The following is a 24,080-nucleotide window of genomic DNA, read 5'->3' as shown; positions in this document are numbered from 1 at the left end:
AATCTTTTCAGTATTTTTGAGTATGAAATCTTGCCAAGGAGTGAACTAAATAAACGCAATATACCTTATTTATGGAATAATGAGGGCATCAAATGGCTAAAAGACCAGTGTTTATTGTGAAAATGGACGACAATTATATCGAAAAGATAGATATGGAATTTACTTATTATAATGGATTTAGTGCTGAGCAGAAAAGAAAAAGCATCCGAAGTCTTCATGAAGAGTATAGAAAAGCATTCATAAAGAGCGAAATATTGGAAATATCGAGCAAATCTGATAATGATTTGGGAATACAAGCAAGTGCGTTTAATTTGAAAATTAAGTTACCTAATGATAATGTGTGTTCAGTAGAATCGGCGTTTCAAGGAAGCAAAGTATTTGAAAAGGGCGGTCCATATAGAGATTTGTTGATGAAATCATCAATTGATGTCAAAAAAGATGAAAGACTACGAAGTAGCGGAAATATTACAAGTTTCGATTATTGTGGAGAAATCTTTGATAAGGAGCCTAAAACTCTTTTTTATAATTGGCTCTACATAAATGCGTTGCCTGAACAACATCAATTAGCAGAGAAGATTATTCAATATGATGCTTTTACTGATATAGAATTTAATCCCAAAAAATCACTTAACTGCCAAGCAGAGGCTGCCGCAATTTATGTATCTTTATATAGGCAAGGAAAGATTGCATTAGCATTAGAAAGTAAAGAGTGTTTTAAGCAGATTGTTTATACAGAATCAAAAGAAAATCCCAATTATACTCAAATGACATTTTTTTGAAAAGGGATGCGTATGAGAAATCTTGACGGGAGCATACTTGGTGATAGAAATTGCGATTACTCTTGTGAGTATTGTTGTTACGATTATCAGTATCATCGTAACGATCATCAGTATTTACAAAGAATCAAAAAAGTAAGCATCAAAAAAGACCGCCACGACTCCAAGTGTTCGGTCTTTTTTGATTGAACTATTAACGGAGCCAACCGTCTATCGGCAGCACCTTTTACATGTATATATTAGCATAACAGATTCATTTTTCAAGCAAATCAAAAGGAAAAAACAATGCCAATAAAATACTCAGATATTTTATCTAAATGGAAAGAAAACAGCATAAAAACTGAAGCAGACCTTGATGTGCTCCTGGGTGATTTCAGGGTTTTGTTTGCATATAATTCCAATAAGATTGAAGGCGCGGGAGTGTCAATTCATCAGACAAGAGAGATATTTGAGAATGGTAAGGTTGTTGGATATACGGGAGATCTGAGAGCACTTTTTGAAGCTGAGAATCAGAGAGCTTGTTATGTTTTTCTGAAAGATAAGATTCTTGTAAGAGAGAAGGTATCAGAGAACCTTATTTTAAATGTGCAGGAAATCCTATGCCATGGCTGCTATGATGAGAGCAGATGGCAAAAGGGAGAACGCCCGGGAACCTATAAGAAGAATTATTATGGCGTAGGGCTTTCTGTTGGAGTTATGCCGGAGGATGTGCCAGAAGAAGTTCGATTTATTTGTGATGAACTTAATGGGTATCAGTTTGATAATGCTGAGAAGGTTCTGAAGGCAGCAGCGTGGTTTCACTGCAGCTTTGAGAGGATACACGCTTTTGCAGATGGCAACGGCAGGGTCGGCAGGACGCTTCTTAATTACATACTTATGATTAATGATGTGCCGCCGATAATCCTTTTTGATGAGGATAAGGAAACCTATTATATGGCATTGGAAGTCTTTGATCATACCGACAAGATAGATGGGTTTGTTGCCTATTTAAAGGAACAAATGGTGAAGACTTGGACAAGGACTAACCCGAAGGGGGAGGAGTTTATTTGTATATAAGGTGATAGAACATTCAAGGGTGAGGTGTTTGTTTACGAATAACTCACCCTATTGTTTAAGGTAAGGAGTAGCCATGCCGGTTACACAAAACGACATATTTGAATTTCTTGAAAAAGCAAATATCAAGCACGATGATATCGTTACAATCCATTGCTCGCTTAAATCAATCGGAGAGATTGAGGGCGGTGCAGATGGCTATCAGGCAGCAGCCTGGTTTCACTGCAGCTATGAGAGGAAACAACTTATTTGAAAAACTCTACAGAATGCAGGTTCAATTGTTTAAGTGGTATTGGCAGATAGGTGACAGTTCCATGAATTTGCGAGAACAATGTCGCAATAAACATGATAATGAAATATGATACATGGCTTGTAGACGGGCTATATTTGTGATAGTATCAAAATAAAAAGATAAGTTAAAATGAGACTAAAAGATATGGATTTTACAAACTTTCCGAGATCAGGAACCTATTATGGAGGGTCTGAGAAAAAAATAGGAATTGTAATAGATGATGAAGAATATATGCTCAAATTTCAGAAGAAAACACCTTTTGGAATGCGATATAATCATCTTTCAGAATATATAGGATGCCACATTTTTGAAATTGCGGATTTCTCTGTTCAGGAAACCTTTTTGGGCACATATGGTAGCGAAAGTGTGGTGGCGTGTAAGAATTTTATAAGAGCTGACGAGCAGTTTGTTCCATTTAATGATGTTGGAGAGAGTACTTTGGATCGGGATAAAGAGCTATATCAATATGATTATGATGATATTATGCAAATGCTATTGGATAATTCAAAGTTGACAAATATCAGTGAGACTATCGATCTGTTCTGGGAAATGTATATTATGGATGCTCTGCTTGGAAACTTTGATCGTCATGGTGGTAATTGGGGCTTTATAAAAAGAAATAACAAATATTCTCTGGCCCCGGTTTTTGATAATGGCTCCTGTCTTTTTCCGCAGATGATTGATGAAAATTTGATGCATGTAATAATTGGCTCTGAGGAGGAAACACGGAAGAGAGTGTACTCTTTTCCTACTTCACAGATAAAACATCATGGAAGAAAGAGTTCATACTACGAGATTATTAGTAGCCTGGAATACCCGGAATGCAATAAGGCATTGATTTCTGTTGCAGATAGAATTAAATCCAATTTTGATGCCATGTTTGAGATGATCGATGATATAAAGTATATTTCTTCAATACATAAAGAATTCTATAAACATATGATAAGGTCACGATATGAGCTGATAATTGAATCATCGCTCAGAAAAATGAGGTAGTACATGGATAGTATTGAAACAACAGGTTTAATTGTTCTTCAGGATAATTACCATATTGAATATAAAATTGCGAAGATAGTATATACTGAGTATCAGAATGGTGATTTTCAATATGATTTTATGCCCTATTATAATGTGATTGATCTGCTGGGGGCGGATCTGTTTCAAGGTATTCCGGGAATTGATCTAGATAAGAGAAAAAAGTGTTATACCAGAAAAAATCTAGTTCCGACTTTTATAAGTGAAAGAACTCCATCAAAAAATAGGGAAAATCTGTGGGAATTATTAGACGAAGTTGGTATGGACTATCTCAATCAGCTTGAATGGCTTATAAGGACAGATACACATTATAGTGGAGACAGGCTTTATGTCCGCCGATTTGAAGCATCTGATGAGAAAAAGAAGGTGGAATATAGTGTTAGTAATAATGCTTGCAGGGCCAAAAACATGAGTCATGATTTGCTTATTCATATTTGTCAGGGTGATGATATTCTGATAGAGGGTGCAGAGATAAATGATTCCAATCGCATGGCATTTTATAGTCTGCTTTTTAATATGTATAAAAATGAGTCGGAATACAGGAATTCAAGGTTGAGAGAGGGTGTTGCAGAAGCTAAAAAGAAGGGGCTTTATAGAGGAAGAAAGAAAAAGAAAATATCTCGTCCAAAGATTTACGAAGTCAGTAGAAAGCTAAAAGAGGGACTAATAACGGAAGATGAGGCTATTGCTGAATTGGGTGTAAGTAGAGCTACTATGTATAGAAGATTTAAGGAACTATGATGATTATAGCCCTTTGTGGATTAGATCTTACGAAAAGGCGGTAAAGGGCAAAGTGGTTCCAAGGGATAGTCTTAAAGAGGTATACAAAGAACTGGTTAGATAATAGAGGAGACATGTAATGAAATACATTTTGAAAATAGAGCTTGTTGGCGGGGCGTATTATACCCATGGGGTGATGAGAAAAATAGAAATTGGCGGAACGTCCACTCTGGATGACCTTTGTATTGCCATACTTAATTCTGTTAGTTTTGATTACGATCATCTTTATGATTTTGAAATAGATGGCGTTGTTTATGAGAGAATGAAGTCGGAATTTGGAAGTGGCAAGAAAACTAATGTGAAGCTTTATTCAACAGGAATAAGGAAAGGTTCAGTTTTCAGGCTGAACTATGATTATGGCGATGATTGGACATTCCTTATAACGGTAGAAGATGCTATCGATGAAAAGGGCTTCATTCCTGCGAAAGTCATAGAAAGCTCTGGAGAAGTGGAGCAGTATCCGGATGAAGACTGGGATGATGAATATGCTGATGACAGTTTTTATGATGAGTATTTCGAGATAATAGACAGTGATGAAACGGCAGATTATCCGGCAGGAACAAGAGAAGAGGCGACCAAAGAGGAATGGGAGAAGCTTTACAAACTTGCTTTTGAGTTTAAAAAGAAGAAACCCTGGACTTATATGATGAACTCAGATGTTGTGGAAATCCGTTTTGATGATGAGGTTTTTGGTGAATTCATTATCATGGGTAATGGCGGAATGGAATACGGATTTTCTCTATATCTTGGAGATGAAGGCTATAGCCAAATGAGAAGAATGGTATTAACGGACCATTATGGAATAGAAGATTCGCATGTAATACTTGGGCAAAATAGCATAAATATGTGGATTGGAGATAAGGAGGATTTGTCTCCCGGACATGAAGAACTGATCAAGAAGCTTGGACTTAAGTTTCGGGGAAAGAAATCTTATATCTATTTTGATAAGTATTCTCCCGGGTTTGCACCATATATACTTGATGGAAAAGAAGTAAGAATATGTACAGAATTTTTGACTCTTTTGCTGGAGATTCTCGATAGATGCAAGGAAAATATAAATGAGATCAGAGACAATTTTACTATTTTTTCATATGAGTCAAAGGGTGGAGATTTCGAGTTTGGAATAAAGAAGCTACCTGAGAAGGAAAAACTATTTGTGGCTCCACAGATGGTAGTTGATAGCAATACAACCAAGTTGAAGAAAGCAAAAAAGAATAACGATACATGGGAACTGGATATGCAGATTAGCGGAGGAATAGTTCAGGATGAAGAATTCTCAAAACCGCTTTTTATGCCCACTGTTCTTATTGCTTCCAGAAAAAATGAAATCATAATTGCCCGTATGATGATAGAGCCGTCCATGATAAAAGAAGAGGAAGCTTGTAACCTTCTGGCAAATGCTATTTTATCACATGGAAAACCGAAGTCGATAGTTGTAAAAGATATCATGATTTCAAACATGATAGCAGATGTATGCAAGGTGTGCGGAATAGAGATTACATTAGGTGATACGCCAATAGTCTCAGATTTTTATGAATATGTAGACGATCCGGAAACAGACAGGGAAATCGCGGAAATGATGAATTTCCTTGGGATAGATATGGATGAAGCGTTGGAAGCTGCGTCCAGATCAGAAGCAGATTTCATGGAATATGCTAAGAGCAAGATATCTGAGAACCTTATGAATGGAGATTTTTACGGCCTTGTTCCGGAGGAAGAAAAACTATCTTCTCAGAAGCAGAAAATACAGAGAGTTTTGGATGCATTTGGTGAGGGGCAGTTTGATGAGGATACTCTTGAAGAGTTAGATATAATCATTACCTCTGAATGGGCGCAGCGCACCAGAGATGTAGTCTCCATGTGCAAAAAGCAGACTCTTGAGTATATGGTCGGGGAGCTGGGGCTTTTGGTGAACAGTGGAGCAAAAAAAGAAGTTCTGGTCGACATAATTACTGACAGGATAATACGAAAGCCAAATGAGATGGTAAGCTTCCTTAATGCGGATGAGAAGAAACTGCTAAAGACATGCATGCGACTTACAAAAAGCGATGACTGTGAATTTCCGGAGGATTGTCCTTTTTCATCAGATACAGTAATATCTCTCGTTGAAAAAGGTATGCTCGATGTGAAGTGGCTGACCAGTAACTTTGGGATTCAGCTAGTACTATGTCCGTTAAAAGCTATGGAGAAAGTGATTAAAAAGTTTTAGTGCAGGGGATGCTATGCCGGTTACACAAAACGACATATTCAAAGCTTGGTGATGCGCTTGTATATGTCTGCGACGCCAGGAAAATGACGGATACTGTTCGGAAGATCTGGGATAGAACTGACAGGGATCTATGCATAGCACCTATGAAGATTCCGGAGGAGTATTATCAGTAACGGAGAATTTTAAATGCAATATAATGCAATTTCTGAGGCGAAATTCATATCCCGGCCAAACAGATTCATAGCTAAGGTTATGCTTGATGGAAAAGAGGTCACAGTTCATGTGAAAAATACCGGAAGATGCAGAGAGCTTCTAATTCCGGGCTGCAGGGTATTCTTGGAAAAGGCGTCAAATCCTGAGAGAAAAACTCCCTATGATCTTGTGGCAGTAGAAAAGGATGGACGCATAATCAACATTGATTCTCAGGCACCTAATGCTGTTGTAAGGGAGTGGCTGCTTGGTAAGGGTGAGTATAGTCTTGTAAAACCTGAATATAAATTCGGTGATTCGAGAATTGATTTTTATATGGAAAAAGGTGATGAAAAGCACCTTATGGAAGTTAAGGGCTGTACGCTTTTTGTTGATGGCGTAGGCTATTTTCCTGATGCTCCCACAGAGCGCGGTGCAAAGCACCTCAGGGAGCTTGCAGGTGCTGTTTCAGAGGGTTATGAGACTGCAGTTGCTTTTGTTATTCAGGGTGAGGGCATAACTGAGGTGAAGCCTAATGATGCCACAGATCCTGATTTTGCAGCTGCCTTTGCAGAAGCCAGGGCAGCAGGAGTGAAGGTGATTTTTTATCTGTGCAAGGTCACGGAGGATAGTCTTGAGATTGTGAAGGAGATTGTGGGGTATCGCGGTAGCGATTAAAGATATGAAAAAAAGATTAGTATATATAACAGCGATATTAGCAGTTGCGCTTTTTACTGGTTGCGGAAGCAAGAAGCAGGATGAAAGCGCAGAGTTATGGACGCAGATTCAGGGTGAAAGCGTTGATGAGGAAAAAACAGAAGCGAATAAGCGAACAGAGGATACTGCCCAAATAAATGAGTCGGTTACATCAGAATCAATAACTACCGAGGCAGATTCATCCCGGTCTTCTGCAGCTACAGCCTCGACAAAGCCCGGTCTCCTTAAGTCCACTGCAGATATAAAGCTTACCGATGTTGATGGAAGCGGCGCGAATTATACTTTTATGTATGATGGCGAGCAGTACAGTGCAGAATACATCACGGATAACTGGAAGATCATAAACTCCTACAAGATAAATAATGAAAGTGATATGATTATTATTTGTAAGGCTTTGATTGACGAAAAGCCTGTTCATGGCAGGGACATGGAGTCCTTCAGAACAGCTGACGACATGGTTTATGAGTGGATCATACACAACATGGCGTACGAGTTTTTAGAGGATGATGATCCAATGAAATCCCATGCCAAGGATGTGGATTTTGATCCCGAGGACCAGAACAGAACCTTTGAGGAAATCTATAAAGACAGAACCGGCAAGGATTTTGACCTTAATGATTTCTTGAATTTTATGAATTGAAATCTGTTCAGACAGAGGATTATATGAAATATAAAAACTTACTATTTGATTTAGACGGAACACTTACGGATTCATCGGAGGGCATCTTTAAGTGTTTTCACTATGCCTTTGAAAAAATGGGATATAAGCAGCCGGAGCAGAGCCTTCTTCAGACCTTTATCGGACCGCCACTTGGGAGCAGTCTTGTAAGAGGCGGCATTCCGGAAAGTGAAAAAGAAAGGGCAATAGCAGTTTACAGAGAGCGCTATAACACTGTCGGAAAGTTTGAGAATAGCCCTTATCCCGGAATGACAGAGCTTTTACAGAAGCTAAAGAGTGAAGGCTTTAAGCTTTATGTGGCTACTTCAAAGCCAGAAAAGACATCCCTTGAAGTGCTCGATCATTTTGATATGACAAAGTATTTTGATGAGGTTGCAGGATCGACCATGGATGGCAGTCGTGAGACCAAGGAAGATGTCATAAAATATCTTCAAAAGAAAATTGAAACTGCCAAGGACAGCACGGATTCAGTAACTATTGAGGAGCACAATACAGTTATGATAGGAGATACCTCATACGACGTACTTGGCGCAGCTGAATGCGGAATCCCTACTATTTGCGTAGCCTGGGGCTTTGGCGATAAGGAACAGATGATAAAAGACGGAGCCCTTGCCATCGTTAGCAGTATGGATGAGCTCTATGCATTTTTGCATAACTAAAGGCCAACTAACTTAGTTATACTGACAGCAGCGACAGAGGGGTTCAAAAATCGGCAAAATGTGCCGATATATATATGAATAAAATGTGTTTTGCATTGCTATAAATGTTGATGTTTGCTACCATTTTATGTATAAAGTGGTTTTTAACCACTAATCTGTGTCTGAGGGGAGTGTCATGAAATACGCAATTACATCTTTTGCACTGATAATAACGCTGGTTTGTGGATTTATTTTCGGTGCTTATTATATGTATAACAAGTATAATCCCAAGCCCATCGTCGAGACAGTTGAAAGTGAAACGGCCGAGGAAGAGGAGCTTGATAACTCTGCCTATTATGACAGTGATGGTAACTGGATTTTCAGATACGGAACCGATGAAAACATAAATGGTGAAACAGGCTCAAATGCAGTTTCGGCCGGTGGTACAGCAGCAGAGAACATAGATTATCGCATAACCGGCACTAACTTTGTTTATGAGGATGATGGTACGTACTCGGGCTTTCATGCAGTTGTAACTGTGGAAAATATCGGGTCCGGCAATCTTTACCTTGGAAGCAATTCTGTTTTTGATATTGAAGACAGAACGCTTAATGTAGTAGATTCCTATGATTATGTCAGGGCAGTGCCTGATGTTATTGCTCCGGGCGAAAAGGGATTTTTCTATGTGCCCTATGGCCAGATAAAGACAAGGGAAGACAGCGTCACAATCGAGGAGGGCGATCTTTCGGGAGAGGTTCTTGATGTAGAGAGCGGCGATACTATTGAAGGCGCCATAGATAATGGCGAAGATGTAAATGCTGTTGATATAGACGAGCTTGAAAAAGCGCTGGGAATAAGAGATGTTGATAACGGCGATATCGAAGAAAGCAGCGAGAATTCAGGACCCGGTACCAGCATTACAGAAGATGACGGTTCATCCGATTCTTCTAGCGAATCCAGCGGAACCAAGCTTGATGATGCAAGGCTGGAATCAGGAAAAACAAATACAATAGCTTCAATAAAAGCAGGAGCGTCTGAAAGCGGAGTATCATCTGTGGATGTCAGACCTCAGATTTTCCTGGCGGCAGCAGATGCTTCCAAGGATGCAGATGCAGCAGAATCTTCCAGCGAAAATGGCGATAATAAGGCAGCAGAAAAATCGGACAGTTCATCTGACACTGAAAAATCAGACAATAAGTCGGATGCATCAGAGTCTGCAACTGATGCAAATACAACAGATGCTAATGCAGCTGACTCAGATACATCAGCAAGTGATGAGAGCGCATTGGAAGATGCCGAACCAGGAACAGTACTTGAAGGTATCACATCTGAAGCTGCAGATGAAGCAGAAGAGGATGCTGCGCCTGAGAAGCCGCAGTACCCCGGGCTTTCATTATATAAGGTAAATGAGTATTTCATCATGCCACGCCTTGATATCCAGAAATGTGCGGATGATCCCAAGGTTGATCATGATATTGACAGAATAGTATATGGAAGTAACAATAAGGGCTATTTTACATTGTCCGCGAATGTTACTAATGAGACGGAGAAAAATATAGATTTTATCCCTGTTACAGTTATTGCACTTGATAGGCGCGGTAATGCCATAGCAGCCTGCCGCGACTCCATTACGGATTTTTATTCGGGAGCAACCAAGAGCTTTGGCGTAAGCTATGTTCTTACAAGAGAGCAGCGCTCTAATATTGTGCAGTGCATAATTTATGCAAGGGATACTGTAGTTAAATGATATGATTTTGGATTTTTTAAACGAAAATAAGGATGTTTTTATGCGCATCCTTGACGATATAGGTAATGTTACAAGATACGCCGGAGTCGGCATTGTGATCGCCCTAATCTATGGGGCGGTCTATTTGCTGTATTCCCTTTTTTGTAAGCTTTTAAAAAAAGAGAGAAGACTTGGTACCGATCACGCGGTGGCGGTTTTCATGCTTCTTATATATATGACGGCCTTCGTTTATATTGTGCTTATGAGCAGGGAGCCTGATAGCTTTTCCGGTGTGAATACACAGCTGTGGTCCACCTGGGGACACTCTGTTACGACCAAGGCATTTTTTATAGAAAACATACTGCTGTTTATTCCGATGGGAATTCTCATGCCCTCAGCTTTTAAGGCATTCAGGAAGCCGCATATATGTATTCCTGCGTGCATTCTGGTTTCGCTTTGTATCGAGGTGATCCAGTATTCCTTTGGCCTTGGGTTTGCGGAGCTCGATGATGTGGTCACAAACACCATTGGAAGTGCCATAGGTTATACCATATGGGTGATGCTTTTATTTATTCACTGGATTTGTAATAAATTTGACAAATCTGTAAAAATGGGTTAACATTCGGATTTGTGGGGAGCAGTGCGCTCCCTTCTGTTTTATAGACTCCGAGGTTATTTATGAGCCATATTTCGATAAGACAAAAGAATGTTACTTCATTCGAATTGACGATGCTTGCGGCATCGGCTATTGTTATGCTTATTTTAATATGTGCTTCTTTACTAAGACCTGCCACTACGGCGCAGACACCGGTTGTTGCTGAGGCTTTGGAGATCGAAGCTGTCGATGAAGAAAAGTCTTATGATGTGAGTAAGGCTGTCGTTATGGCGAAAGCAAACGATGACGAAGAGGCTGAGGAAGGTCTTGTTTCTATTAATAATACTCCCGAAGAAGATATTGTGATTCCGGATTACAGCATCAGTGTTTTTGAATCTGAGAAAACGCTTTATACAAGTGACAGAGTTAATGTCAGAACAGGTGCCGGAACAGACTATGACAAGGTTGCAGTTTTAAACAGAGGCGTCAGCGTTTCTGCACTTGGCGAGACTGACAACGGCTGGTATCAGGTCCTTTATGATGGCGAAGCAAGGTATATCAAGAGCGATTATTTGCAGGAGAAGGTTGTTCCGGTGGTATCAAATTTTGTTTTCGCAGGCGATTCAAGAACAGTTCAGATGAATCAGGCTGTAGGAAAAAGTGGCAGCGTATGGGTTGCACAGGTAGGCGAGGGCTATGATTTCTTTGTGAACACTGCAATCCCTTCAATTGATGCAAATGCCGGAAGCGGAACAGCTATCATAATTAATTTTGGCGTAAACGATCTGCATAATGTAGATAAGTATATTAAGAAGGTTAATTCCAAGATTGATTCATGGGTATCAAAGGGGGCAACTGTCTACTATGCTGCCGTTCTTCCCGTGAGTGATTATCCTACCATTACCAATGCTGATATTGAGGCATTCAATTCTAAGCTTCAGAGCGGCCTCGACAGCAGAGTATGTTATCTTGACGGATACACATTTTTGCAGAATAATGGATTTAGCACAAATGATGGGCTGCACTATGATTACGACACTTATAGAAATCTGTATGCCTATTATATGAGCAAAATATCCGTTTGAGAGGCATGAAGTAATGGTTTCTATCAAGGATGTGGCGAAAGAGGCAGGGGTTGCCATTTCAACAGTTTCAAAGGTTCTGAATAATTATCCAAATGTAAGCGAAGAGACAAGACGAAAGGTTAATGACGCTGTTGAGCGTCTTAATTTTGTGCCCAATCAGGTGGCAGCAGCTCTTTCATCCAAACGTTCCGGCAGAATCGCACTTCTCCTTAAATTAAACATGAAAACACAGGCAATCGATGAAATCGATATGCAGTATATCTCCGGTGCCCTTGGAATGGCCCAGGAAAAGCAGCTTGACTGTATCACAGTATTCTATTCAATGATCGCCAAGATGAATCTTGAAGAGATGATCAGATATTTTGCATCCCAGAACATCAGCGGTATTGTGATCTTTGGAATGAACAATGATGACAAGGTTTTGCATCAGCTCATTGATTCACAGTATTTTAAGATAGCTGTGGTTGACGGTGCTACTACAAATGAGAGTACATCTGTGGTTGGTATTGATCATTATCAGGCACAGATTGATGTTGCAGAAAAAACAATAAAAGAGAACTACTGCAAGCGCATCCTTTATATCGCCGGAATGCGAAACAGCTATGTTACAGAAGAGAAAATACGAGCTATGGAGGATCTTTGTAAAAAGAGAAAGCTTAAGCTTTTTATAAGGAACGGAGACTTTTCAGAGCTCAAGGCCCGTAACCTGACACTTCGCTACGGTAAAAACAAGGATATCGTGGTATGCGGCTCGGATCTTATGGCAATCGGTGCCATGAAGGCCTTGATGGATATGGATATTTTCAGACCTGTTTGCGGTTTCGATGGCATTATTCTAATGGGCTATGTTGGAAAGCAGATGAACACAGTAAAGCAGAATTTCAACAACGTGGCAGCAGAGGCTGTCCGCGAACTTGCCCGCCTCCTTACAGGCTCAAAGGGCAGGAAGGTCCGTCTTCCTCACACCCTGGTGAGAATGAAGTATGAGGATATTATTTGCTGAGATTTGTAGAACTGCGGGGCTTGGTTATGCGTATAACCAAGCCCCGTTCTTGATAGTCACCACTGATTTCGCAACACTTCGCCATATGAGTATAGGTTTCCCTTTGTGTTTTCTTTTATAGGCGAGAGCTGACCAAGCTTTACCATATAGGATATATTTTGTCTTGAACATTCCAGGATATCACAGCACTGCGCGGTATCAAGGAGGTTCTTTTTTGCAAAGGTGAAAAAATCATCAAGTGTAAGCGGTATTATTGTTCCTGTTTCGCGTAATATATAAGCAGGGATATCGATAGAATTATTAAACGTAAGAAAATACCCTCCGGTTCCAACTTTACAGGATGAAAAAAGAGTCGGATTATTAAGAATTTTATCTAAATCAGCGAAATTGCTGATTTTTTTCATATCGATTTTCCTTGTGCTGTCGTCACTGAAAAAGCATAAAAGTGTGTGATCGCCTAGTACGGTACATTCTGTAAGATTTGCTTTTTGTCTGCTTATCACATATTCCGGTAATTCATCCAGCTTTTTTATATACAGACTGTCCTGAGAACAACGGCCATCTGATAATTCAAGAAATTTCATCTCGTCGTATTCTTTAAGGCGATGCGTGTTAAGGATGCTTCCTATATTCTGTCGCCCACTAGGAATAATGCGTTCCTTTACCCATAGAAGGCTGATATCCCTGGGGATTGTATACACACCCTTTTTTATAAAGCTTGTGAGCAATAAAGGCGCTGTCCATTCGTCCAGTTTTTCCTGAAGCTCTATTATAAAAGTTCTTTCTTTTTCATAGTAAAGGAGAACGCCGATTGAAATATTGATTTCTTCATCTATAATTTCATAGATTTTCATAGATTAAGTACCTTTCATATATCATTGACCAGATTTTGTCTATAAAAACATCTGATAATATTCCGTCCAGACCGTCAAAAATATAAGCTTTATCAGATTCTGTAAGACGATTTTTGAATACATAATCGCGGTCTTTGATAAGGTTTAGGTTTTCAAGGCAGGATCCTGATCCAATGAAATTCTGGCAACGTTTGTCTTCCATTATATCGAAGGCGGCAGCAGCCTCCTCTGAACCACATGAATAGAGAAGAGAGAGCCCGTGATCAAACAGCGGAGCAATTCGAAGAGTGTGATTTCTAGTGTTTCGCAAAATCTCAATGTTTGCCCCGTGCCGGTCTCTGTTGAGTATGATAAAATCTATCGCAATCATCTCATCAATGTAGTCTTTAAAACCGTTTCTTGCGCAGAATTCATAATGTGATTCTCCAGGCATAGCGTTGGTTCTGAAGTAATCATCCAGGGCTATTTTGCTCTCACCTCTGTTCTTGAAGTCTTCGGAAGCACATAAATACGTATTGAAAGTTCTTCCCTCTATTTCTATATCCGCGTTGATCAGGTTGTAGCTCAAATGGTCGACACCTAATATAGAAAGCAGGCGGTCAACAATTATCTCGTTAACGCATTCATGGCCAATGACACCCTTTTCTGAATCAAAATTGGAGAGTTTATAATAAATCTTTGCTCCACCAAGAGAAGACTGGGATTTTAGAAAGGTCCCCGCCGTGCCACTGGAGCTTCGTATATGTGACCATTTAAGGTAGGTGAGATCTTGTTTTTTGTGGATGATTGCAGTTTTCATTGTTTCACTCCGTTTGCGCGATATATTTGACGTGCGTCAAATATAAATACTTTCTTAATTACATTATAGAAGCTTATTTGACGCGCGTCAAATAAAATACAGAATCGAATAAATATCCATTAATGGATATCTTAATATGGTTGTTTTGTGACTGGCGATATTATATAATGGATATGAGAATATGGATTAATGGATCTATGAAGGAGTAAAGCATATGACTATAGATCAGATGATTAGGCGAAAAGAAGAGCTTGGGCTGACCTACGAGCAGATAGCTCAGAGGTCGGGAGTGCCGGTTGGCACAGTTCAGAAGGTCCTTGGGAAAATTACGAAGTCTCCAAGGTATGACACCATCAGTGCGCTGGAGAAGGTTCTTGGTGCTACAGGGGAGTTTACTATAGAAGATTATTACGCCCTGCCGGATGATCAGCGTGTGGAGCTCATAGATGGCGTGTTCTATGATATGAGTGCTCCGTATACCTCACACCAGATAATTGCCTTGGATATTTTTACTCAGATAAAAAATCACATCAGGTCTAAAAAGGGCAAATGCATTCCTTTAGCAGCTCCATGCGATGTGCAGCTTGATAAGGATAATAAGACCATGCTGCAGCCGGATGTGATGATCATATGCGACCGGGATAAGGTTGTTAAGCAGAAGGTTTATGGTGCTCCTGACTTCATAGTTGAAGTATTGTCGAAATCAACTAAGAAGAAGGATATGACTCTTAAGATGACGAAATATGAAAATGCCGGAGTAAAGGAATACTGGATAGTTGATCCGGATAAACAAAAGATCATAGTGTATGATTTTTTGCATGACTATGACGTCTCGATATATGGATTTGAAGACGAAGTGCCGATAGCTATTTATGATGGAAAATGCAAGGTCGACTTCAAACAGATTATAGAGGATATAAGCTTCTTATTATAAGAAGAACAGACAAAAGATTTATTGGTACTGTATATATTAGAGGCAATGAGGGAAATAATGACATTATACCGTTTTATGTCAAAAGAAGAATATGAGCAGCTGCTTGCGGGAAAGGTTCTTGTGAATGAAGAAGATCACACAAGGGAATATAAGACCGCAAGTGTTGGGTTTTGCTTCCTTAATATCAATGATTATTCCCCAAGGCAGGCATACGAATTTCTTAGGGGCATAGTATCAGATTATGCGGCAGTGATGTTCGAAGTGGACGAGAAACTTCTCACGCCTTCCTACGGTGTCTATGCCTATGTGGACAAAATTACCGAGTACTACACAACTACCTATTCAATTGAAACTTTCAGGCCAATAAAGGTCAGCTTCAATTTTATGGACAGGACTCATGCTGTGTGGCATGAGATAGCGAAAAGATGAGATGACATACCATCAAAATGATTGTAATAATATATTTACTTACCATCAAAATAATGGTATATTTCAGTTATGAATAAAAATAATTATGTGACGCCTAACTACATAAAAGCAGAGGACATAAAAGCAGTAAGAGCAAAACTGGGGATGACACAGAAAGAGTTTGCTCTTTTTTGCAATGTTTCAAAGCCTACAGTTGAACGCTGGGAGATGTCTGATAAAGAGGTGACGGGTCCTATTACTCTGCTTGCACAGATAGTACTTCTTCATCCCGATATTGCCAAGGAGCTTGCGCTTCCGGAGAAAAAGTACCCGATGAGATTGTGGTATTACCATAGGGATACTGTATGCACAATTATTGATGTAGATATTATTAATATGAGAGTTAAGATTAAGAACTACACTGATAATCTTATTTTTCGTGCATTTGGCAGGAATGAACATCCATCATTTTCTGAATATGAGGATTTCCTTCGCTCCAGATGCTTCCCTGAAGAACGTGACAAGATGAAGCTTGTTCTAAAGGATTTGGGGATACCGTTCTACGATCCGCTTTTAATAATAGAAAAAACAGGTGGACGTATGGCAGAGGATGACTTTTGGATAAGGATTGAAAGATGATAGAGCTGTTTGATAGAGATAAGAAAGAATTTAATAGAAAATCTTCAAAGGGGAATCAGCTGAAATGGGAAAAGGATGGAATCTGGTATAAGGCAGATTATACCGGATACGAGGGTCTTGTGGAGTATGTGGTGTCGCATTTTCTTATGAAGAGTTCTCTTAAGGATTCTGAGTTTGTTTTATATAATCAGGAGCAGATAAAATATAATTCTCAGATTTTTAACGGGGTTTCGAGTAAAGATTTTCTGAATAAAGGGGAACAGCTAATAACTCTTGAGCGGCTGTATCAGAATACATATGGTATTGGTTTGAATAACATTATCTACGCTACTCCTGATCATGAGGAACGTCTAAATTTTATAGCTTCAAAAATTCAGGATATCACAGGAATTAAAGACTTTGGCGTGTATATGGCGAAGCTTCTAACGATAGATGCTTTTTTCTTAAATGAAGACAGACATACTCATAATATCGCTGTGATTATGCGAGACAACGGAGAATATAGGCTTTCTCCTTTTTTTGATCAGGGTGCAGGACTACTTGCTGATATAACTATGGATTATCCGATTACAGAAAATGTTTATGAGCTTATGGATAAGGTTCAGTCAAAGACCATATGTCAGGATTTCGATGAACAGCTCAAACTTGCAGAAAAACTATACGGAACAACCATCTCATTTTCATTTAACAAAAAGGATGTGGATGAAATACTGAATAATATATATGGTTATGATAAAGTGATAATTGACAGAGTAAGAGATGTGATATTTGAACAGATGAGAAGATATAAATACTTGTTTGTGTGATAATAGTATATTGTTACTATGTTATCAATAGTATTGGTTAGAGAAGAAATTGATATCATAAAGCTCACATTTTATGTGAGCTTTTTTTATTTTATTATCGAATTTTGGATTTTTACCAGTAAAAATTATTGTAATTATGAATAAATCATAATGAAAAAAAGACAACATGACGTTATATCGTACCTTACAAGTCTAATAAAACATAAATAAAAATTCAAAACTCCTTGATTTATGCGGCTTTGAGTACAGTTTATAAATTGATTATAATTTAATCAGATTTGTTTAATGGCATTTTAAATGTGATTGTAGTATTCTACATGCAGATGGAGTGCTATGTGTCGTTCTGATAGATTATTTCAGCATTAGCCTCGAAGAAAAAAGAATTCTTTCGCTATTAAATAAGGTTTAGAGTATGTCGATATATATCTTGAAACGAAAATGTACGAGATGTATCTCGAACCGGTAATTGCGAAAGTGCAAAGAAATGGGGTGATGCCTATGTGGGTTAAGAGGACACATAGTTGCAACATAGGAAAGAAAGAGATGGAACCGAGAGGACCATCGCCTTGAGCTTAAATATAGTTTTTGGTATGAACAAAAATTAAGGAGAAGAAAAGTGGGCGGAGAAAAGAGCATAAGTAAAGGCATTATTATTGGATGCATCATTGGTGTTGCGGCTATTGGAATTGCAATTGTGATTGTTTTGGTATCAGGAAAGAAAAGTGTAAATGAAACTGAGGTACCAGAAGGAAACAAAAAATCGGTTGTAACGGCTGAGAATGTTGAAGAGGTTGTTGAAGAACTTACAACCGTGGAACCGACAAATATTCCTCAATCCTATACAGTATCACAGAATTCTGAATGGCATTTCCCGGATGGCAGTTCAGAAACCGCAGATGCATTTGTAGAGAATATCGCAAGTAATGAAACTCCTGTATATATAGAGGTTAAGCTCAATGATACAAATGAAGTTGTTTATTCGTCTCCTGTTATTGAGCTCGGAGCGAAGCTTACAAATTTTAAGCTTGATAAGGTTTTAGATGCCGGTACTTATACGTGTACGATTGATTATCATCTAGTAGATGATGACCAAAATGAGCTTACGCAGGTTCATGTAGGTGGAACAATAATTATAGAAAACTAATGTTGTAACAAACTTTTTAACTGTAGTCATGGATGACTACTTGTAAAAACCAAGGAGGTAATTTTTTATGACAAGAAATTTTAACAGAGTATTAGCAGTAGGAATGGCAACCACAATGTTATTTGGCGGAGCTATGACAGCTTTGGCAGCTGCTGGCGCTAGTGGTACAGACATTGGCATTTCCGGAGCAGGAACAGAAGTGTCTGCCAAGACTGATATTTACCAGATAGCACTTCCAACAGACGATGCCCTTACAAGTACATTTAAGTTTAATGTAGATCCTGAAGGACTTATCGCCGAGTCAGGAAAGGCATTTGGTGCGGATGTAACAGTTAATGATAATGAAGGTGTTCTTTTTAAGAATGTTGATGGAACAAACGTATCTGTATCAGGAACTAGTGATAAGTTGACAATATCTAATAAGAGTTATAAGCCTGTTGATCTTAAAATCAAGGTGAAGATGACAGACGCAGGATATACGTCAGGATATTCAACAACATCTGATTTTAGCGGAACAGACGATAGCACTAAGGGATTGTATATTGGATTTATTGCAACTGGAGTTGCAGAAAAAGCCGTTAGTGCTACTGAGGCAACTTTGAATAATGCGATGAAGTCTGACGAGGCTGAATATGAATTAAAAGGAACACATGGTACGGGCGACAACGCAGGCACGACAACATATGAATATGCTCTTAAGGATGCTACTAATGCGACAGGTACAGCATTTGACCTTCAGATAACAGCTGCAATGAACCGTGGTTTAGCAATGACTACTTGGCAAACAACTGATGCTACATCAGGTGTAGTAACTGCTAAGCCAATGCCTACTATTTCAGTTACATTCACTCCTACACAGAATAAGTCAGTTATTGCTCAGGCTAAGTGGAATAGTTCATGGGGCTTTGATATCGCTCTTAAGAGTGGAACAGCAGATGATGGTGGACTTGGAACTACAGCTCCTACAGCGGTTAAGTGGAATGGCAGAGATATCACTGGTGATCTCACAGTAAAGAATGGTTGGGCAACAATTTCATGGGCACAGATCATAGCTGCTTATAATGCGGATGCTGGAACAGAGTATACAGCTAGTAAGTATGATGATGCCATCTGGAAAGGCAATAACGTTATTCAGTTTACGTGGGGCGGACAGACCTACATTGCTGATGTGAAGTAAGTATCTATTTCAAATGATGTGACCAGCTAAATTGATTCAATGAAGTTCGAAAGGCACTACATTTTGTGATAAACTTAATGTAGTGTCTTTTTTGTGCAAAAAACAAATATTATGAGGGGCTTATAATGATTATTACTGATTACCTTGATGAACATGCTGTTACATATTCAGACAAACTGGCCTTTTCAGATGGAAAAACTAAGGTTACGTACACTGAGCTTCAAAAAATGGCTCGTAATATGGCAGGGAAAATAATTGAATTCGATAGTAACAGGCGACCAATAGCAATCTTAATGGGCCGATGTACTGAATGTATTGTGTCAATATTTGGAGCAATATATAGCGGTAATCCGTATGCTGTGCTTAACAGTGCGACGGAAATTGAGTATAATATTCGTATAATAAATATTCTGCATCCTTGCCTTGTTATAACGGATGAAGCAGGAAAAAAGAAACTTGAAGAGAAAAATATCGATATTCCGGTAATGGAATATTCTGATTCTGTAGAATGTAAAGCCGATTCTGATAAGCTTCGCAATAGGAGGAATCAGATATTATTCAGTGATCCCACCTATATTATCTTTACCTCCGGATCTACGGGAGAACCCAAAGGAGTAGTAACAACCTATGGTGCTGTAAACAGCTTTTATGAGATGGCTGTCCGAGAATATGGTATAAAGGACACTGATGTTTTTGCCAATCAGTATGCTCTGCATACTGTGGGACCCATAGAGGATATATTTTATACGGTGAGATGCGCAGCGACCACGTATATAATTCCTTCTGCCCTGTTTTTTGCACCTGGTAAGCTGATGAAGTTCTTAGAAGAGAAGCAGGTCACAATTATCAATTGGCTTCCGTCTGCTATGGCAATACCGGTTCATTATGAGGCTCTTGGAGAAGCAGATTTGTCAGGTATTAGATTGGTTACCTTTGGGGGAGAGGAAATGCACCCGTCGGTTTTGAGAGCTTGGATGCGGGCTCTTCCACAAGCAACATTTATAAATGCCTATGGATCTACTGAAACTACCGAATTAGTATGCCGATATATAATAGACAGAGAATTTGAAGATAGCGAGAAAATACCTATGGGCGTAGCATATCCAAATACGAGGATATACATAAGAGCTTTAGGCGATTCTACATTTGACAATGAGGGAATAGGGGAATTATGTGTCCTAGGAGATTCCCTGGCAAGTGGCTACTACAAAAATATGGAACTTACTGAAAGATGCTTTGTTCAGAATCCGGAGAATAATGAGTATCCTGAGAAGATGTTCTGTACTGGTGACTTGGTATCACTGGATGAAAATAATAATCTTATCTATAGAGGAAGAAAAGATCAACAGATTAAAAGGCATGGTTACCGCATAGAACTTGGAGAAATTGAGAATACGGCGATGACAATGGGCTCGATAAAGGAATGTGCGTGCACTTTTAATAAAGAAACGAGCTATATAAGTTTCTTTTACGAAGGAGATATTTCTGAGAATGAAGTAATGACAACTCTTAAATCTATAATTCCGGGGTATATGTTACCGGACAGGGTTATAAGGCTGGAGGAAATGCCCCATAATGAAGGTGGAAAAATTGACAGAAATGAACTCAGAAAGCAATCTAAAGGATAATGCAGAGCAAAAGTTGGATTTATCAGTTTTTGTGTACTCTTTGACTGTGGTCTTGTTAATTGTGCTTCTTATTACATTGTTTCCTTCTAAGGCTAATAGTCTGGTTGGTGCAATATATGATTTCATTACTGATAAAGTCGGCGTTTTATATACCATTATTTACATAATTACTTTGGTGTTTTCCTTTTGGCTTGCCTTTAGCAGATATGGAAAAGTAGTGCTTGGCAGTAGCAAGGAGGAATTTTCTGATTTTGACTGGGCTATTATGCTGATATGTACGGGCTTAGCAGGTTCACTGATGGTTTTCGGTATAATTGAACCCCTCAATTTTCTGATGGATCCGCCCTTTGGAATTGAGAAAATGTCGGATGGAGCTTTTGAATATGCGCATATGTGCGGACAGTATTACTGGGGAGTCTCCTATTGGGCTTTATGTGTTCCTGTGGCGGTTTTTATCGGCTATTTTTTGTATGTCAGAGAAGAAAAAACGGCCAGGGTTGGGCAGATACTTGCCAACCGTGGCATTTTGAATAGCGCAGGAGCTCTGATTGTTGATGTGCTGGGTGTAATTGCAACGCTTGGGGGTGTTTCTACATCCATGATTTTTTCTACGCCACTTTTAAGTAGTATTTTATGCCGATTCACCGGAATAAATGATAGGGAAAAGGTTACTGTTTTTGTTTTGATGTTATGGCTGATCTTGTTTGTTTTTTCTGTATGGAGGGGGCTTGATAAGGGAATCAAGTTTCTGAGCAGGATCAATGTCTTTGTTTTTTCATTATTCTTATTGTTTCTTGTGATTATTATCAATCCTATAACTGTTATTAAATGGGAGACTAACAGTTTAGGATTATACATACAGAATTTTATTAGAATGTCATTTTATACTGATCCATTGGGAAATGATGGCTTTCCTGAGAGGTGGTCAGTTTTCTATTATGCCTATGATATGGCTTATGTACTTATTATCGGGGTGTTTATCGGAAGAATATCCAGAGGAAAGAGTTTAAGGAAGATGGTACTTGGAACTATTGGATATGGTACTATTGGCGCATTATGTGGCTTCTCAATTCTCAGTTGCTTTTCATTGGAGGTACAAAGAAAAGGCGTTGTAGACCTCGTGACTTTTTTACAGAATGAAGGCAATGAGGCGGCCGTAATAGGTGCTTTGGAAAGTCTTCCGTTTACTGGAATTGTTCTTTTGGTGTATGCTGCTTTGTCTTTGATATTTATGGCCACCACAACTGATTCAACAGCTTTTACATTGTCCTTGATGACGTCCAAAAACTGGAATTGTGATGACCGGACAGGGAGAAAAAATAGAATAGTATGGGCAGTTGTTATAATTGTGTTAACCCTTTCGTTTTTGCAGTTAAAGGGGGCTCAAACCATGCGAACAATCAGTATGATTGCGGCGTTTCCTATGATTTTTATTCAGGCGATTGTGATGCTTACACTGGCTAAGGATTTAAGAGATAACCATAATGCGGAGTGATATGGAAAATGATGTCAGAAAACAGTACAAGTACATAAAAACCTATGATGCATATTTGGACGGGGATACTATGCTTGTTATTCATGAGGATTATCCTTGTCTGTGTAGAGTTAATCTGAATACGCATACAGCGTGGGTTGAGCAATGGCTAACTCATTCTGGAGAAAAACTGAGACGTTTCTTTTATTCTGCAATTTTCAAAGGCGAAAAGGCAATACTAATACCAGGAGAGTCAGGCAGGCTCGATGTTGTTGATGTACATTCGGGAAATACTGTTTCTATTGAGCTTAGTTTTGATGTGAATGACGAACTGGTCACTTTTGACTCAAATGATCCTTTTTTCAAGGGATTTACACATAACAATTTCGCATATATCCTAGGGGCAACATATCCCGGACTAATAAAACTGAGCTTGGAAACAAACGAGATAGCATGTTCCATAAACGCAAATATAAATAAGAATGATTTCATTCATATAAACTCAAAAAATTATTATTTTGCTAACGGATATGCAATCAGGGAATCAATTGCGTATCTACCGCTTGGAGTAGTACCTGCAATCGGAAAACTTTATCTAGAAACAGATGAGATGGTATTGAATAGATTTGATGATGAGATCAAGATGGTTCACGGTTTACTTGATCGGCGCAAAGATATTCTGCTATTGATTGAGGATGATAGAAACAGATTGTATCTGTGCAAATGGGACGAGACAAATGGAATTGAAGAAAGGCTTTATGTTGGTGAAATAGATAATGCTGATGAAGTGGTTTCTTATTACTGGGAACCGCTAGAAGCAGGTGACGATATCTTTTTAATTCCAATGAATAAAGGCAAGATCTATCGTATTAATTGGGGGCAGAAAGCTGTGTCCGAATGTAAGACGATTAATGAAGGAATAGGGGATTTACCAGATAAAATAGCACGCTTCATGATGGTGCCATTGGGGGTGAAGGATAATAAACTATTGCTTCATACATTATGGGATAGATGTTGGCATGAATACGACTCAGAAGGTGATAAGTTGGAGAGTTTTTTTGTGACGATGGAGGACGATGAGTATATAAGGCGTTGGTGGGCCCCTAGTTTGATGCAGCAGAGTATTACGTACGAAACAAACTGTCCTTTGGATGATTTTATAAAATCAATCTGAGGCTTATATTGGAGGCAGAATGGATATTAAGGAAAGAATAATCAAAGCTTTGAAAACAATTAAAGGTGAGTACTTTAACGAAGAGAACAATCTTATTTCAGGAGGTTGGATAGATTCTTTTTCCCTTTTAAAGCTTATAAGAGAACTTGAGAAAGAATTTGAAATCAAGATAAGACTTGAGGAGATAACTCCGGAATCGTTTAACAGTGTGGAGCAGATTGGATTTGTAATTGAGAAATATCTTGGGCATTAAGCGTTAGAAAGGC

26 protein-coding genes are annotated in these 24,080 nt (G+C 38.9%); 24 read left to right on the top strand and 2 right to left on the bottom strand.

What is annotated here, in order from left to right; translation table 11 throughout:
- The first annotated feature begins 92 nt into the window (after nucleotides 1–92).
- The 14 genes from G608_RS0113640 to G608_RS0113580 all read left to right on the top strand — a co-directional run bounded on the left by G608_RS0113640 (nucleotide 93) and on the right by G608_RS0113580 (nucleotide 12,777).
- A complete protein-coding gene (locus G608_RS0113640; protein ID WP_026496514.1) occupies nucleotides 93–779 on the top strand; it encodes a DarT1-associated NADAR antitoxin family protein in 687 nt (228 codons plus the stop codon).
- A gap of 282 nt (nucleotides 780–1,061) precedes the next feature.
- Nucleotides 1,062–1,832, top strand: coding sequence for a Fic family protein (locus G608_RS0113635; RefSeq protein WP_026496513.1), 771 nt, complete (start codon nucleotides 1,062–1,064; stop codon nucleotides 1,830–1,832).
- A 73-nt stretch (nucleotides 1,833–1,905) separates the two neighbouring features.
- The gene (locus G608_RS23285; RefSeq protein ID WP_155833297.1) at nucleotides 1,906–2,082 is read left to right on the top strand and encodes a hypothetical protein; all 177 of its coding nucleotides are present in this window, start codon (nucleotides 1,906–1,908) and stop codon (nucleotides 2,080–2,082) included.
- A gap of 168 nt (nucleotides 2,083–2,250) precedes the next feature.
- Nucleotides 2,251–3,117: a CtkA family protein gene (locus tag G608_RS0113625; RefSeq protein ID WP_035795660.1), complete on the top strand. Its 867-nt coding sequence runs from the start codon at nucleotides 2,251–2,253 to the stop codon at nucleotides 3,115–3,117.
- A 3-nt stretch (nucleotides 3,118–3,120) separates the two neighbouring features.
- Complete coding sequence (locus tag G608_RS0113620) at nucleotides 3,121–3,897, top strand: recombinase family protein (RefSeq protein WP_026496511.1); 777 nt, start codon at nucleotides 3,121–3,123, stop codon at nucleotides 3,895–3,897.
- A gap of 118 nt (nucleotides 3,898–4,015) precedes the next feature.
- Nucleotides 4,016–6,145, top strand: coding sequence for a DUF7309 domain-containing protein (locus tag G608_RS0113615; RefSeq protein WP_026496510.1), 2,130 nt, complete (start codon nucleotides 4,016–4,018; stop codon nucleotides 6,143–6,145).
- A gap of 8 nt (nucleotides 6,146–6,153) precedes the next feature.
- Nucleotides 6,154–6,318 (top strand): hypothetical protein, encoded by a 165-nt coding sequence (locus tag G608_RS23605; protein WP_196810201.1) that lies wholly within the window; start codon nucleotides 6,154–6,156, stop codon nucleotides 6,316–6,318.
- A 13-nt stretch (nucleotides 6,319–6,331) separates the two neighbouring features.
- A complete protein-coding gene (gene sfsA, locus G608_RS0113610; RefSeq protein WP_026496509.1) occupies nucleotides 6,332–7,012 on the top strand; it encodes a DNA/RNA nuclease SfsA in 681 nt (226 codons plus the stop codon).
- A gap of 4 nt (nucleotides 7,013–7,016) precedes the next feature.
- Nucleotides 7,017–7,691, top strand: a complete 675-nt coding sequence (locus G608_RS0113605) for a hypothetical protein (RefSeq protein WP_026496508.1) — start codon at nucleotides 7,017–7,019, stop codon at nucleotides 7,689–7,691.
- Nucleotides 7,692–7,714: 23 nt separating this feature from the next.
- The gene (locus G608_RS0113600) at nucleotides 7,715–8,389 is read left to right on the top strand and encodes an HAD hydrolase-like protein (protein ID WP_026496507.1); all 675 of its coding nucleotides are present in this window, start codon (nucleotides 7,715–7,717) and stop codon (nucleotides 8,387–8,389) included.
- 175 nt (nucleotides 8,390–8,564) lie between these two features.
- Nucleotides 8,565–10,115 carry an FxLYD domain-containing protein gene (locus tag G608_RS0113595; RefSeq protein ID WP_026496506.1) on the top strand — a complete coding sequence of 517 codons (1,551 nt, stop codon included), beginning with the start codon at nucleotides 8,565–8,567 and terminating at the stop codon, nucleotides 10,113–10,115.
- A gap of 40 nt (nucleotides 10,116–10,155) precedes the next feature.
- Complete coding sequence (locus G608_RS0113590) at nucleotides 10,156–10,713, top strand: VanZ family protein (RefSeq protein WP_207637696.1); 558 nt, start codon at nucleotides 10,156–10,158, stop codon at nucleotides 10,711–10,713.
- A 59-nt stretch (nucleotides 10,714–10,772) separates the two neighbouring features.
- Nucleotides 10,773–11,774: an SH3 domain-containing protein gene (locus G608_RS22575; RefSeq protein WP_051209338.1), complete on the top strand. Its 1,002-nt coding sequence runs from the start codon at nucleotides 10,773–10,775 to the stop codon at nucleotides 11,772–11,774.
- A gap of 13 nt (nucleotides 11,775–11,787) precedes the next feature.
- A complete protein-coding gene (locus tag G608_RS0113580) occupies nucleotides 11,788–12,777 on the top strand; it encodes a LacI family DNA-binding transcriptional regulator (RefSeq protein WP_026496504.1) in 990 nt (329 codons plus the stop codon).
- 56 nt (nucleotides 12,778–12,833) lie between these two features.
- Here the strand turns inward: G608_RS0113580 and G608_RS21200 are convergent, their stop codons facing one another.
- Both G608_RS21200 and G608_RS0113570 read right to left on the bottom strand, forming a co-directional pair.
- Nucleotides 12,834–13,631 (bottom strand): hypothetical protein, encoded by a 798-nt coding sequence (locus tag G608_RS21200; protein WP_035795657.1) that lies wholly within the window; start codon nucleotides 13,629–13,631, stop codon nucleotides 12,834–12,836.
- On the bottom strand, nucleotides 13,618–14,430 hold the full coding sequence (locus tag G608_RS0113570) for a hypothetical protein (protein ID WP_026496503.1): 813 nt from the start codon (nucleotides 14,428–14,430) through the stop codon (nucleotides 13,618–13,620). The genes G608_RS21200 and G608_RS0113570 overlap by 14 nt, the downstream gene beginning before the upstream one ends.
- Nucleotides 14,431–14,644: 214 nt before the next feature.
- On the opposite strand from G608_RS0113570, the gene G608_RS0113565 reads away from it, so the two are divergent.
- The 10 genes from G608_RS0113565 (at nucleotide 14,645) to G608_RS0113520 (ending at nucleotide 24,067) form a co-directional block, all read left to right on the top strand.
- The gene (locus tag G608_RS0113565; RefSeq protein ID WP_026496502.1) at nucleotides 14,645–15,364 is read left to right on the top strand and encodes a Uma2 family endonuclease; all 720 of its coding nucleotides are present in this window, start codon (nucleotides 14,645–14,647) and stop codon (nucleotides 15,362–15,364) included.
- 75 nt (nucleotides 15,365–15,439) lie between these two features.
- Complete coding sequence (locus G608_RS0113560; RefSeq protein WP_196810199.1) at nucleotides 15,440–15,793, top strand: hypothetical protein; 354 nt, start codon at nucleotides 15,440–15,442, stop codon at nucleotides 15,791–15,793.
- Between the two features lie 69 nt (nucleotides 15,794–15,862).
- Nucleotides 15,863–16,411 carry a helix-turn-helix domain-containing protein gene (locus G608_RS0113555; protein ID WP_026496500.1) on the top strand — a complete coding sequence of 183 codons (549 nt, stop codon included), beginning with the start codon at nucleotides 15,863–15,865 and terminating at the stop codon, nucleotides 16,409–16,411.
- A complete protein-coding gene (locus tag G608_RS0113550) occupies nucleotides 16,408–17,217 on the top strand; it encodes a hypothetical protein (RefSeq protein ID WP_026496499.1) in 810 nt (269 codons plus the stop codon). Before G608_RS0113555 ends, G608_RS0113550 begins: the two co-directional genes overlap by 4 nt.
- A 616-nt stretch (nucleotides 17,218–17,833) precedes the next feature.
- Entirely contained in the window at nucleotides 17,834–18,361 is a 528-nt protein-coding gene (locus tag G608_RS0113545; protein ID WP_026496498.1) for a hypothetical protein, read from the top strand.
- Nucleotides 18,362–18,428: 67 nt separating this feature from the next.
- Nucleotides 18,429–19,538, top strand: a complete 1,110-nt coding sequence (locus G608_RS0113540; RefSeq protein ID WP_026496497.1) for a hypothetical protein — start codon at nucleotides 18,429–18,431, stop codon at nucleotides 19,536–19,538.
- A gap of 125 nt (nucleotides 19,539–19,663) precedes the next feature.
- Nucleotides 19,664–21,166, top strand: a complete 1,503-nt coding sequence (locus tag G608_RS0113535) for an AMP-binding protein (RefSeq protein WP_026496496.1) — start codon at nucleotides 19,664–19,666, stop codon at nucleotides 21,164–21,166.
- On the top strand, nucleotides 21,114–22,661 hold the full coding sequence (locus G608_RS0113530; protein WP_026496495.1) for a BCCT family transporter: 1,548 nt from the start codon (nucleotides 21,114–21,116) through the stop codon (nucleotides 22,659–22,661). Before G608_RS0113535 ends, G608_RS0113530 begins: the two co-directional genes overlap by 53 nt.
- Nucleotide 22,662: 1 nt before the next feature.
- Nucleotides 22,663–23,814, top strand: a complete 1,152-nt coding sequence (locus G608_RS0113525; RefSeq protein ID WP_155833296.1) for a hypothetical protein — start codon at nucleotides 22,663–22,665, stop codon at nucleotides 23,812–23,814.
- 19 nt (nucleotides 23,815–23,833) lie between these two features.
- Nucleotides 23,834–24,067 carry a phosphopantetheine-binding protein gene (locus G608_RS0113520; RefSeq protein ID WP_051209336.1) on the top strand — a complete coding sequence of 78 codons (234 nt, stop codon included), beginning with the start codon at nucleotides 23,834–23,836 and terminating at the stop codon, nucleotides 24,065–24,067.
- The last annotated feature ends 13 nt before the right edge of the window (nucleotides 24,068–24,080 follow it).

Origin of the sequence: Butyrivibrio sp. WCD3002 (assembly GCF_000424265.1) — a bacterium.
Taxonomy (GTDB): domain Bacteria; phylum Bacillota; class Clostridia; order Lachnospirales; family Lachnospiraceae; genus Butyrivibrio.
The sequence above is the reverse complement of the archived record's forward strand: the minus strand, read 5'-3'. Positions and strand labels throughout refer to the sequence as shown.